Annotated in this window: 8 protein-coding genes; 6 read left to right on the top strand and 2 right to left on the bottom strand. The window is 35.0% G+C overall.

From position 1 onward, the window contains the following. The first annotated feature begins 9 nt into the window (after window positions 1–9). The 5 genes from H6G25_RS04055 (at window position 10) to H6G25_RS04035 (ending at window position 9,006) form a co-directional block, all read left to right on the top strand. Window positions 10–1,215, top strand: a complete 1,206-nt coding sequence (locus H6G25_RS04055; protein ID WP_190391357.1) for an aminotransferase class I/II-fold pyridoxal phosphate-dependent enzyme — start codon at window positions 10–12, stop codon at window positions 1,213–1,215. A gap of 11 nt (window positions 1,216–1,226) precedes the next feature. Next, the gene (locus H6G25_RS04050) at window positions 1,227–4,133 is read left to right on the top strand and encodes a hypothetical protein (protein ID WP_190391356.1); all 2,907 of its coding nucleotides are present in this window, start codon (window positions 1,227–1,229) and stop codon (window positions 4,131–4,133) included. Between the two features lie 458 nt (window positions 4,134–4,591). Beyond that, a complete protein-coding gene (locus tag H6G25_RS04045) occupies window positions 4,592–5,350 on the top strand; it encodes a TIGR00297 family protein (RefSeq protein ID WP_190391355.1) in 759 nt (252 codons plus the stop codon). A 261-nt stretch (window positions 5,351–5,611) separates the two neighbouring features. Further along, window positions 5,612–6,370: a peptidylprolyl isomerase gene (locus H6G25_RS04040; RefSeq protein WP_190391354.1), complete on the top strand. Its 759-nt coding sequence runs from the start codon at window positions 5,612–5,614 to the stop codon at window positions 6,368–6,370. Window positions 6,371–6,402: 32 nt separating this feature from the next. Further along, window positions 6,403–9,006, top strand: a complete 2,604-nt coding sequence (locus tag H6G25_RS04035; protein WP_190391353.1) for a type I secretion system permease/ATPase — start codon at window positions 6,403–6,405, stop codon at window positions 9,004–9,006. Window positions 9,007–9,047: 41 nt separating this feature from the next. Here H6G25_RS04035 and H6G25_RS04030 read toward each other — a convergent pair whose 3' ends face one another. Next, entirely contained in the window at window positions 9,048–10,016 is a 969-nt protein-coding gene (locus H6G25_RS04030; protein ID WP_190391352.1) for an ROK family protein, read from the bottom strand. A gap of 640 nt (window positions 10,017–10,656) precedes the next feature. Between H6G25_RS04030 and H6G25_RS04025 the strand changes: the two genes are divergently transcribed. Further along, entirely contained in the window at window positions 10,657–11,631 is a 975-nt protein-coding gene (locus H6G25_RS04025; RefSeq protein ID WP_190391351.1) for a sucrase ferredoxin, read from the top strand. 71 nt (window positions 11,632–11,702) lie between these two features. Here H6G25_RS04025 and H6G25_RS04020 read toward each other — a convergent pair whose 3' ends face one another. After that, the gene (locus H6G25_RS04020; RefSeq protein WP_190391350.1) at window positions 11,703–13,292 is read right to left on the bottom strand and encodes a transcriptional regulator; all 1,590 of its coding nucleotides are present in this window, start codon (window positions 13,290–13,292) and stop codon (window positions 11,703–11,705) included. Between the last annotated feature and the right edge of the window lie 865 nt (window positions 13,293–14,157).

Here is a 14,157-nt window from a genome sequence, read left to right as displayed (position 1 = left end):
ATGAAAAATATGATTTGCAAAAAAAAATACTTCAGTGATTTAGCTATATTTGGTGGTACACCCACCTTTACAGAAAAACTGCACGTTGGTCGTCCGAATATTGGCAACCGCGAAGATTTATTATCGCGCATCAATGATATTTTAGACAGAAAATGGTTAACTAATCATGGCATTTATGTCCAAGAATTTGAACAACGTATTGCCGAATTTGTCGGGGTTAAGCATTGTATAGCCACCTGTAACGCCACAGTAGCACTAGAAATAGCTATTCGTGCTGTGGGCTTAACAGGTGAAGTTATTGTTCCTTCTTTCACATTTATTGCTACTCCACACGCCCTACAATGGCAAGAAATTACACCTGTTTTTTGTGATATTGATCCCCAAACCCATAACATAGATCCAAACAAAATAGTTCAAAGTATCACCCCACGAACCACAGGTATTATTGGTGTTCATTTATGGGGTCGTCCTTGTGATGTCGAAACTTTAAGTGATATTGCTCATACTTATGGTTTAAAATTAATGTTTGATGCTGCTCATGCTTTTGGCTGTTCACATCAAGGTAAGATGATAGGGAGTTTTGGAGAGGCTGAAGTTTTTAGCTTTCATGCTACTAAATTTTTGAATACTTTTGAGGGTGGTGCAATAGTTACAAATAGCGATGAACTGGCAGAAAAAATCCGTTTGATGACAAACTTTGGTTTTGCTGGTTATGACCAAGTAATATACATTGGTACTAATGGCAAAATGAATGAAACATCAGCAGCAATGGGGCTAACCTCTCTAGAAAGTATTGATGATTTCGTTGATGTTAACTATCGTAATTACAAGTGTTATCAAAGAGAACTTGCTGATATTACCGGAATTTCATTATTGAGTTATGATGAAACAGAACAATTTAATTATCAATATATTGTTTTAGAAATTGAAGAATCTAAAACTCAAATAACTAGGGATAACTTGATCAAAATTCTTCATAGTGAGAATATCATAGCTCGTCGTTACTTTTATCCCGGTTGTCATCGCATGGAGCCTTATAAATCATATTTTCCCCATGCGAAATTACTACTATCTGAGACTGAAAAATTAGCTGATAAAGTTGTACTATTACCTACAGGAACTTCAGTAAACGAAGATGAAATTTACATGATATCTCAAATCATTAGGATTGCCGTTAGGGAAGCTAAAAACATTTTTCCGCAAATAACTCTATAGGAATTAAAATCATGAATCAGACCAATACAAAACATCAATTAAATTTTGTGATCTTTTCTCCAGCCTTTCAAGCTCATGTTGGTGGAGTTATTGCTCTTCATAATCTAGCTCGAATTATTGATGAGGCCGGATTTCCATGCAAAATCTTTGACATGAATGGGCTAAAGATACCTAACAGCATATTTGAAAAGTATGGAACAGAAGCCGATGTTAATGAAAATACAGTTGTTGTATATCCAGAAGTGACAGTTGGAAATCCTTTAAATGCAAAGTATATAGTTAGATGGATTCTTTGCGAACTTGGTATTAACTGTCCCCATGACATATATAAAACTTGGGGAAAAGATGACTTTGTTTACCACTATTCTACATATAATCCTGAAAAAGATGTAAGGCATTATAATCTTCTTTCCCCGCTATACATAAATCCAGCATTAAAGAATCATGGCAAATCAAGGGATGGTTACTGTCATATTATAAGAAAAGGTCATAAATTTCACAAGTCGTTAAAATATATTCATCCATCTGATTCTCTCTTCTTGGATGATTATTTATCTCAAGAAATTCTCATTGAAATATTTAATATAAAAGAATATCTTATTTCTTACGATCCATATTCCTATATCGCTTCAATGGCAGCCTTATGTGGATGTATTCCTATCATATTACCCATGGCAGGAACTACCAAAGATGAATGGTTTAAAACCTTACCTACTTCAGTGGTTTTAGAAGAAGTCGGAGAATTTGAACTAAAGGGATTTGCTTATGGAATAGAAGAAATAGAATATGCACGAAATACATTGCAGGAGGTACGATATCAACAAGAACTACAAATTAAATATGGTCAAGAATCAGTTCATCGTTTTATAAATGATATGATTAGCATAATTTGTGATAATTCGGAGATATCATCCAAAAATGCTCAGGTATTAAAAATTAGCGATATATTTCCTGTTAGTGAATCTGCAATTACTTTAGAAAATATTCGAGAAAATTCAAAAAATTTATTTGCCGATATTATACCTAAAATAATTAATAATTATCAAGAAGTAAACTATATTAAATTCCTGTTTTCCTCTCATTCATACTTCCAAGAAATAGGCCAGGCAGATAATTACCACCAATACTTGCAGAACTCGCTCGATTACTTATACACATCTATATTCAATAACTCTAACTCTGATTCTGAGTTATGGCATGAAGTAGTTAACAATTTTGCCCAAAAAGCTAACTTTATTCCTCTTTACTTCAATGAAGCTAATCTGAAAGATATCTATGTTAAACGTGCGGAAATAATAGAATATTTTCTGAAACTTAAGGGTTATGAGATTGATTATGAGTTTACGGATAGACCTACAAACAGAAAAAAAATCCGACTTGGTATCTTAGCTCATAATTTCCTACCCTCAGCGGAAACATTCGCTTATCTTCCTGTTTATGAATACCTAACTAGAGATTTTGAGGTAATCTTATACTCACTCACAGAAACAGGTCATACACTAGAACAATATTGTCAACTTTCAGCCAACTCCTTTAAACTGCTACCAGCGGAATTATCAGCGCAAGTAAATACAATTCGTGGTGATAATGTTGATATATTATTTATAGCTACCAACGTTACCGCAATTACTAATCAAATCTTTCTGTTAGCAAGTTTTAGATTAGGAAGAATACAAGTTACTAGTGGTGCTTCCGTAGTGACAACGGGAATACGAAATATAGATTATTACATCTCTGGAACATTAACAGATCCATCACCCACAGCACAAGATCAATATCAAGAAAAGTTAATCAAATTAGAGGGTTCTGCACATTGTTTTAGTTATGGGACTGAAGAAGGAAAAATAACCACCCCAGTAGAACGGAATAATTTAGGTATTCCCGAAGATGCTTTTGTTTTCATCTCCTGTGCTAACTATTTCAAAATCATTCCCGAACTAATTGAAACATGGGTTAAAATTATTAATCAAGTACCAAATTCAGTTTTAGTGCTATTACCATTTGGTCCGAATTGGTCAAATAATTACCCTAAAACACAATTTATCAATCATCTCAATTCCATATTTATTAAGTATGAGTTAGAAACTGAACGCTTAATAGTATTAGATCCTGAACCAGTCCCAGATAGACAGGATATGAAGGAATACTATAAAATAGCTGATGTTTATTTAGATTCTTTTCCCTTCGCGGGAACAACTTCTTTAATAGAACCATTACAGGTTAATTTACCAGTCATAGCTAGACAGGGAAATTGTTTCCGTTCTGCAATGGGAGCAGCAATGATTCAAACATTAAATATTTCTGACTTGGTAGCAGATAGCGAAGAATCTTATATCAAATTAGCAGTTCAACTGGGAAATAATTCTGAATTATGTCAACAAAAAAGCGACGACATTAAAGCAGCTATGAATAATAATCCTAGTTTTCTAGATAGTCGCTCTTACTCTGTTAAAATGGGTAATATATTCCAGGAGTTATTCAGGAATTATCTGTCAGAGAACCTAGAGGAAAATCTACGTTTGAGAGATATTAACTTAATAATATTCCCAGATTGGACACAAGCAGAAGAGGAACTTGGTTTTGAGTTACAAGAGGTAATTGAAGCATTAGGAACTCATCCTGAAAATCAAAAAATTACCCTGATTATCCACACAGGTAATCTAACCATAGAAGAGGCAGAAATGTTTTTATCTAGTGTGGCTATGAATCTGTTAATGACAGATTTAGACATTAGCGATACTATAGAGATTTCCTTCATTGATAAATTAGGAAATATGCAATGGCAATCTTTGTTACCCCGCATTTATGGTAGAGTTATCTTGAGTCATGAAGATCAAATAACTTTAGCACAAATGCCAGTTAGTAACTTAGAAAGTTATCAATTGGACAGTTTGATACAGGGGTTTCCGCTCTTATGAGGTACTTCATTTGCACCCCCCTCAATCCCCCCGCTGCGGAGGGAATAAAAGGATAAACTTTTGATATTGGAGGGGGTTGGGGGTGGGGTTCTTGTACCTCATAACATCGGGAAGTGCTGTAAATCGAATTTGAGAAGAAGTTTATCAAGTCCCATTAAGGGGATGTTTGGGGAGATTATCAGTTTCATCTAATACTTTCAAAGAACCTCAGTTTTCGATCATGATATTAGACACTTATTGACCCTCTTTAACCCCCTTAAAAAAGGGGATTTAAGGAGGTATGAAAATATTTGATACAGCACGAGCGACTTTTAACTATTCACCGTAAGTCCCGTATATCCTTAAATTCTGGATATCCTGATTGTGATTTTGTGAGGTAAAATTACGATAAATCCGTAATAAAATGGCATAAAATCATTTTATTATCGCAATCTGAAAATACTCATAATTTATCACAGATGTTATCTTTAATTGATTTGACAAATCCCTGGTTAATGGGATTAGCCTTAAATGCAATTTTACTAGGAATAGTGGCAATTCTTCCCAAAAAATTGCTCACACCCGCAGGTATACTGAATGCTGGATTATTAGGAATAATCATTTGGGGAACACTAGGTTGGCCAGGGTATCTAGTGGTAGTATTTTATTTTATTGTTGGTTCTGGGGTAACGCGCATTGGTATAGCGGAAAAAGAAGCCGCAGGAATTGCAGAAAAACGTGGTGGTGCAAGAGGTCCAGAAAACGTTTGGGGTTCAGCATTAATAGCGGCTGTATGTGCTTTAGGAGTGTTGTTTTTACCTGATTTTAAATATTTACTATGTTTGGGTTATGTTGCTAGTTTTAGCACCAAACTATCGGATACTACCGCTAGTGAAGTTGGTAAAGCTTATGGTAAAAGCACATTTTTAATTACGACACTGCAACCAGTTCCGAGAGGTACAGAAGGGGCGGTAAGTTTAGAAGGAACTGTAGCTGGTATGATAGCATCAATAGCGATCGCTCTGATTGGTTGGGGAGTGAATTTAATTAATCCTATTGGTATGATTTGGAGTGTATTAGCCGCATTTATCGCTACAAATTTAGAAAGTGTTATTGGTGCAACTTTACAATCTAAATATACCTGGCTAACTAATGAAGTTGTTAACATTTTTAATACCTTTATTGGTGCTATTTCGGCGATGATAATGGCGTTAATTTACCAAAGTATCTTTGTTTAATTATTCACTCAAATCAAAATATCTGTAGGTTGGGTTTACTCGCGTCAACCCAACATTATTATATTATTATTGTATTTTTGTCATCGTGCTTACAGATTTGCAAATACCTATCAGTTAAAATCCTTGAGATATTCCCGACTGATTAAGTATATATTTAATTTATCAAATCTTCATGATTGCTAAATATCATTCTCTACTGTTTTCTCTATTATTTAATGGAAAGTCTTAGAGATGTTTTAGTTTTATTTTCAGAATTACTTCATGGAATCTGCAACTTTTCTAACTGTAAATAACCAAGAAATCGCCCTAGCTGAAGTAGTCAAGTACCTACAAATATCCGGTAGACTAGGAAATTTTATTAATGATGTACTGCGTCAGCACATAATTGAACAAGAAATTAATACCAGGACAGATATTGAGATTAGTTCGGGATTAATTGAACAGACAATTATTGATTTTCGCCTCAAAAATCAACTAACTGATCCACAAAAATTTCAAGAATGGTTAATAAATAATGGTACAGATTATACAACATTTCATACATCTATCACCTTTAGCTTTCAATTAGAACAACTCAAAGCATTGGTGACAGAATCGAAATTACCAGAATACTTTATTGAAAGAAAAATATACTTAGATAGAGTGGTACTTTCACGAATTTTAGTTGATAGTCGAGAATTAGCAGAAGAACTGCAAACTCAAATTGAAGAAGGTGCTAGTTTTGAACAATTAGCAAAAGAGTATTCATTAGCAGATGAAAGAGTATTTAATGGAATGATGGGACCAATTAGTCGGGGGACTATACCGGATAGTTTACGTGCGGCTGTAGATGCAACTGTCCCCGGAAAATTGATAAATCCCATAGAAATAGAAGGGCGTTTTGCTTTATTTAGATTAGAACAAATTCTCCCAGCATCCTTAGAAGATCCTCAATTAAAACAATCACTACAAAATGAATTATTTGAAAAATGGCTAGGGGAGAAAATTCAAAATCTCACAGTCAAAATTCAAGTTAATTAAAAACTCTAAATTAGCAATCTTCACGAATAAATGTGTTAAACAATTTACCCTGGAATCAACCACCGCTATCTTGGCTAAATGCGGAAGAACAAAGCGAATTAAAACAGCAAGCGGAAATTCGTAATTACAAACTTGGTGAGAAAATTTGGTCACCAGAACTAGGAGGTGAACAGTTTTTAATTATCACTGGTAAAGTACGTTTACGAGAAGAAGGAGAAAATAAAACTGTAGCCACTTTACAAACAGGAAATTGGTTTGGTGACTGTCAGGAATTATTTACTAATTGTAAAGCTGTAGCTGCTAGTAAGGAAGTAGTAGTAGTCTGTTGGAATTTAGAGGTGTGGAAAAAGTTTTTAAATCCTCAAGTTGATGAATTTTGGAACAATTCAACAAATCAAGAGGAGAAAAAAATCCTTTTACCAGTTACTAACCCTCGCATTTCTGCACCTGCTTTCACACCTCCCCAACCAATAATTTCCCATTATCCCTTTGTGGGAAGTGGGAATACAGGTGCTGCCTGTTTAACAATGGTAGCGCAACATTTACAAAATCCTGTGCAGTTGGAATGGGTACAACGTCAATTGCGGGGACAAAAGCCACAAAATCTAGTAGAAGCAGCAGAAAAATTAGGGTTAGTATTGCGGAAATTGCAGGTTAATTGGAGTGAATTACGCCAATTATCTTTTCCGGCTTTATTGTTGTGGAATCAAGAGAATCAGGAAAGTAAAAATGATAAAAATGACCAATTAAATAGCCAATTAAATTGGGTTGTAGCATATCAAATGAAAGGTAATTATTTAATTATTGCTAATCCCCAAAATCCTGATTATATTTGTGAACAATTACCTCAATCTGTAGTAGAAAATTATTGGGATGGTACATTATGGCAAGTTGAATTAATTTCCCAACAAGAGAAATTTAATTTAGGTTGGTTTACCCCCGCAGTGTGGAAATATCGGGGATTATTAGGTGAGGTTTTATTAGCTTCATTTACCTTACAATTATTAGGTTTAGCTTCACCATTAATTACCCAAGTTATCATTGATAAAGTCATGGTACAGGAGAGTTTAGCCACCTTAGATGTGATGGCGATCGCTCTGTTGTTAGTGGCGACATTTGAATCTATTCTAGGTATTCTGCGGCTATTCATATTTACTCATACTGCACGGCGGTTAGATTTGAGTTTATCGGCTCAACTTTTTCGCCATTTAATGCGTTTACCTTTGGCTTATTTTGAGTCGCGGAGAGTGGGAGATACAGTTGCTAGAGTTCAGGAATTAGAACAAATTCGTCAATTTCTCACAGGTACAGCTTTAACAGTAATTCTGGACAGTATCTTTGCCATAGTTTACCTGGGATTAATGTTTTATTATAACATTCCTCTCACCTTTGTAGCCCTAGCGGTATTACCTTTATTTGCGACTTTAACGATTATTGCCACACCAATTTTGCGAAATTGGTTAAATGAAACCTTTAATCGCAGTGCGGACAGTCAATCATTTTTAGTAGAGACAATTACCGGCATTCATTCAGTTAAAGCCCACGCGGCTGAACCAATAGCTAGAGAAAGGTGGGAAGGCTTATTTGCCCGCTTTATTCGCACCAGTTTTAAAGCTTCCACCACATCCAATATTAGTAGTAATATCGGTGACTTTCTGACTAAGTTCTCCACCTTAATCATCCTATGGTTTGGGGCGAAATTAGTCATTGATCATCAACTTACCATTGGGCAATTAATCGCCTTTCAAATGTTATCAGGAAGAGTGACCAGCCCCTTATTAAGGCTAGTACAACTGTGGCAAAATCTCCAACAGGTGCTATTATCAGTAGATAGAATTGGTGATATTCTTAATGCCGCCCCAGAAACAGAAGCAGGAACAGGTTTAGTATTACCATCCCTGAAAGGAGAAATTAATTTTGAACAGGTATTTTTTCGTTATTCTGCTAACACCGAACCAGTATTAAAAGGAATTTCCTTTCATGTTAAACCAGGGCAATTTATAGGTATTGTTGGTCGTAGTGGTTCAGGGAAAAGTACCCTTTCTAAACTTTTGCAAAGACTATATCAAATTGAATCAGGGCGCATATTAATTGATGGATTTGATATTAAAAGTGCTGACCTAGCATCTTTAAGACAACAAATTGGCGTAGTTCTCCAAGAAGACTTTTTATTTAACGGTTCAATCTTAGAAAACATCACCTTAGGAAATGCAGATATTAGTGCGGAAAAAGTTATAGAAGCCGCGAGATTAGCAGTAGCCCATGACTTCATTAGTCAATTACCCTATGGTTACGAAAACAATGTTGGTGAAAGAGGTACAGCATTATCAGGAGGACAAAGACAAAGGATTGCATTAGCAAGATTATTTCTGAGTTCTGCACCTCTTCTTATCTTAGATGAAGCCACTAGTGCTTTAGATAGTGAAACCGAACAACAAGTATTAAAAAACCTGAAAAACGTCTCTTCCCACCGTACAGTTTTTTTAATTGCTCACCGTTTTGCCCCCCTCAAACGTGCAGATTTAATATTAGTCATGGAGAAGGGAATTATTGCCGAACAGGGAACACATTTAGAGTTATTAAAACAAAAAGGTTTGTACTGGTCCCTATATCAAAAACAACAGACCAATATTTAAACCAGAAGCCAATTTCTCTCTGCGACTCTGCGTGAAAAAACCTAATTTAATAAATCTAGACCCAAAGCAACAGCACCCCATAAAGGTGCATCATCACCCAACAATGCCCGGACAATTTCAAAATTCACCTCTGGTAATGCGGTTTCTCTGGCTACTTTTCGCACCGCAGCCCAAAAATTATCACCCGCTTTAGTCACACCACCACCTAAAACAAAGCGTTGGGGATTCATAAGATTGGCTACATTACCAATACCTACTCCCAAAGCCCACGCCCCCCTATATAATACCTCTTGGGCGATTTCATCTCCGTAGGATGCGGCAGCACTGACGACTTTTCCCGTGAGTAAATCCAGATTATTACCGATCAAATACCTAAGTATTTCTCCTCTGGCTTTACCCTCAGCGCTGGGTAGTTCTTTTTCCAGCATTTCTCGCGCATTTTGTGCCATGTAAGGGCCAGAGGCCAACCGTTCTACACATCCTCGTTTGCCACATAAGCATAATGGACCTCTAGGATCTACTACTATATGACCAATTTCCCCTGCCATGCCTAATGCACCTCGCCAGAGTTTGCCATTAATTATCCAGCCTCCGCCAACACCCGTACTAATGGTAATATAAAATAAGCTATCATATCCTTGTCCAGCCCCAAAGCGATATTCACCGATAGCTGCAACATTAGCATCATTATCTATACTTACAGGTACATTATAATCTTCCTCAAATAGCTGTTTGAGAGGAACATTTTCCCACCCCGGAACATGATGAGATAGTCTTACTAAACCTGTGGTTGCGTCCACTGGACCACCAAAGCTGATACCAATAGCATCCGGTTTATTTCCTTTTAACACAGATTTGATGAGCGATCGCATAATTTCTAAATCACTTAAAGCATCAGCATTTGCAGGAGAAAACCGTGATTCATGATACAACCACTCTCTAGTACCAGCCTTAACTGTCGCTGCTGCTAATTTTGTACCGCCAAAGTCCAAAGATAAGATTAATGTCATATAATTAAACAATAGGGAGTCTAGGAAACAACTATCAACCATTCACCATGATTACTTAATTATAATTTTTTTGTAGTGCATTAGGAAACCATCTTCACAGCCCGGATCTAAAATATTTCTGGTATTTTTGGATTAATTATCCTTGTAACATATATATAACCTAATTTATTACATTTATAAATGCAATCATAGTGATGCTAAATTTTTGTTAACTTATGTATATTTGAGATTGTAGTCAGGACTTTAGTCCTCAGACCTGGTTTTTTTAAAAAATTATTGAGAATTTTTTGCAATATAGATAAATTCAGCTATAATTTGAAATATAACTTAAAAGTTAGTGAATGTATGCTATTGGGTATACAGACAAAAGGTAGGATTTTTTATTTAGATAATTGAGGAAAAACATCATTTAGGAGTCAACAGAAAAGATTAAAAATGCTAGTCAAAACAGATATAAAGTATAAAAAATATTATATAGATTCCCCTACTAAAATGTAAAAAATCTATATTTGAGATGATTACATTTTTGATCACAGAATTTATTTAGCCGGAAAAACTTGAAAAAATGAGAATATGATCAAGTGTCCACCTGAATTTCTGCTAACAATTGTCCATAAAATCCATCCTTGAGTAAGTGTAAATGAATAAATTTTTTTGTGCTGATAATTCACGACAACTACAAGAAGATATCATTGGTACTGCTACCAACTACCAGACCTATATTTTAGTAGAATGTCCTACACCCTGGACCTATGAAGCCTTCAATTCCAAATGGGTTCCCGACAACTTACGGATTTTAGTAGAAGAAGTCAAAGGTGCTAAAATGCCAATTTGTTTTCTCCTAATTGCTAATGATCAATCCCATAGAGTTAAAGAGACAACTTTATTAATTTATCAGCAGCAAAAGGGATTAATCAAAGGATACAGTAAGCAAGAATTTAAACTACCGAATATTGAAAAAGCAGCGGGAGTTATTAGTAAATATTTAGCAGGTTTTAATCCTGATTATGAAATAGAATCTCATCTCAACAGGGATATATTAATATGTACCCATGGTAGCCATGATCAATGTTGTGCGAGATATGGTAATCCTTTTTATTTTTATGCTCAAAATACAATTTCTGATTTACAATTAAATCAGGTAAGAATTTGGAAATCGAGCCATTTTGGTGGTCATAGATTTGCTCCCACAGCCATAGATTTTCCCGAAGGAAGATATTATGGGATTCTTGATCAAAATAGCTTTCAATCAATTCTTAACCATAGTGGGGATATAGAATGCTTCAATAAAATTTATCGTGGTTGGGGCATATTGCCTAATCCGTTGCAAATTTTGGAAAAAGAACTTATCCTGCGTTTAGGATGGGATTGGTTTAATTATAAAGTAACAGGTAAGATACTAGAAAAGAGTTTAGATAATCAGACAATTTTGGGTGAGTTAAGTTTTGAAAAACCCTCTGGGACACTCTACACTTACCAAGCCAAACTTGTAAAAGATAATTTAAAAACACAAACTCTGAAAGTTTCTTGTCATGCTGCACAAGAAGTAGTATGTATGAAATATGCCGTATCTAATCTTTGGTTGGTAGCTGAAAAAGTGGCAACTTATAGTTAAGATAGTTAAGAGATCATTGTCACCAGATCCAGATCCCTGACTTCTTGAAGAAATCGGGGATCTATTTTAAATTAAGGAATATCTAGCAATTGTCTCAAGAGCATTTGATCATCTAATTTAGCTTTTAAACGACCTTTTTCCACATCACGAATCCAGCTTTGGCTTTTTTCCATTAACTTAGCTAATTCCCTTTGGGAAAGGTTCATTCTTTTGCGTCCTTCTATCACTTGTTCCCCTAGTAAATTACCTGTTTGTTGATGATTGCTTTTAGGTTTAGTAGTGCGACGTTGTTTCTTATCTGATTCTGAATGCTTTTCCCAATCTGGAGGCAGTTCAAAAGCTAAAATTCGCGCATTCAGAAGCAGATTCCATTTACCACGAGGTCCGCTATCTGTGAGACGATTTTCACCACTACCGTCATTAATCCAAAATTCTAAAGCTTGATCAGGATCTTCAGGAATATCAACTAATTTAGCCCACAAAGGTTGAATTTCTGGGGGATAGGTGACAGGATCAAATAATGGTTTAATTCCATAATGATTGAGAACTTCTAAATCATTTTCATAGGCTTTAAGTAAGCGTTTTCGCTCTTCCCTATGTTTAGAAGCTTGAGTCAGTTTTTCTTCACCATAAGCAACGCGCAGTAAGGTAGGAATAGTGATGCGTTGTTCCCTACCCATTTTAGTTTTAAATAATAACCAAAGCATGAGTCTAACAGCACCTTCATGTTGTTGCCACAAACTCATAACCGTGGTTAATAAGGTTTTAGGAAGGCTGCCATATTGATAAAATGCAGTGCGTTCTTTACATCCTTGTCTGTTGCAAAAATGTTGCGTCCAAATTCCAGCTTTGATTGTAAATGTTAGACCAATCAAATATTTACACCCTTGATCATCTTCTTGAAAATGGTGTTGAGTATCTATCAAATTCCAGAGATAACTATCTTTAATAGCAAAACTGGGAACTCTACCTTGTTGCGGCCAGTCAATAGAAACCATGAGAGAACAGGTTTGATAAACGATATTCTTGATTAAACCGAGTTTGGTACTTTTGCTCAGATCCTTACGTTTTTCCAAGCCCAAATACTGTTCAATTTGTCGTTCATCAATGGTAAATTCTTCTTGCCAAGGTTGATCTAAGGCTGTGATTTTAGCCGCAAAAATCAGATGAATACAAGCAGCACGAATATCTAAATCATCAATTGCTTGTAAATTACTATTAGTGCGGTTATTAACTGGAAATAGGTTTTGAATTTGAAAAGAAATTGTCCCTTTTCCTTGATTAACTGAGCGGCTGTAATGCAAATTACCTTGTTCATTTTTTTGCCATTGTAAAGATGTCCTTTGTGCTAATAGATTACAAGCTTCCCAGATAACTATTGCTGAAGCAAAGGGGTTATTCTTACCATTAGAAAATAAATCGGAACTGGTAGCATCTCGTGGTTCAATTTTGCATCTTCCCTTTTTTGCCCGTATAGGTATAGGGGCATTAGTTGGACAAGCAATTACGCATTGTGGTTGTGAATAATGACCATCACAATTATTACAAAGGACAGGATCAACCCAATATTCATCATCTTCGATTTTGATTGCACCCGTAGGACATAGGGGTCGGCAGTTGTCACATCCCACGCAATTGTTATTAGGAATTATATGCGGCATAGGAGGTCTTCCTACTTTAATCGTTGAGATGTTTGGCTCAAGTCTCCCCTTACAGAAATTTTTAGATAAATGAACTACATTTAGATTTGGTTTCGCGCTATCACTCTTAGTGATCTCGAAGAGTAGACGCTAAGAAGCAAAGGCGCGAAGGAGGAAGGAGATTAAATACATAAGAACTGCTATAATGTGTCCTTTTGATTCATAATTTGTTACCCAATTACCTCTATAACGAGAAGATATTTTTATCCTCTGATTAATTACTTATAGGGTTGATGAAGCCAGATTTTGTAGCTATTGATATTTGACAAAGTTAGGCTTTATTACTTCTTCATTAACTATAAATTTCATAAAGATTTGAATAAGATTGTTCAGTATGAGCTTGGCGGAATTTCTTAATATTTACCTAGATATTTATTGTGATAATGTTTATGCTGGGCTATATGAATTAGTCTAAATGTTTTTCATGAACATCTTGAGGAGTTAGGCACAAAATGGTTCAAAAATGAAGTAAATTATTTGTTTAACTTTGTATTTATAAATACCATGAAGATGATATTTTGATCTAACTAAAAAATATTCGCAAATAGCTAGTCAATTAAGTTAATAATTAGTTGAAATAATTGATAATAATTGCTATTAATTAAGGTATTTTTTGGCTAATTGACTCAGGTTTATTGAGAAAATAAATTTAAACACAATCTTGAAAAACTTTGGTTAATAAGCCTTTTATCTAACAAGACAGTGAAAATTTATCAATAAGTGTTATTATTTAATAATAATAAGTAACTAAAAATAAATAATATTGTTTAGCAAGTCATCAAAATTTGACAAAAAAGTTAATTTTTGTGATTGAAAAAATTAAATA

Origin of the sequence: Dolichospermum sp. FACHB-1091 (assembly GCF_014697585.1) — a bacterium.
Lineage (GTDB): Bacteria > Cyanobacteriota > Cyanobacteriia > Cyanobacteriales > Nostocaceae > Dolichospermum.
Note: the sequence above shows the minus strand (reverse complement) of the source record. Positions and strands in the feature narration are given on the sequence as shown.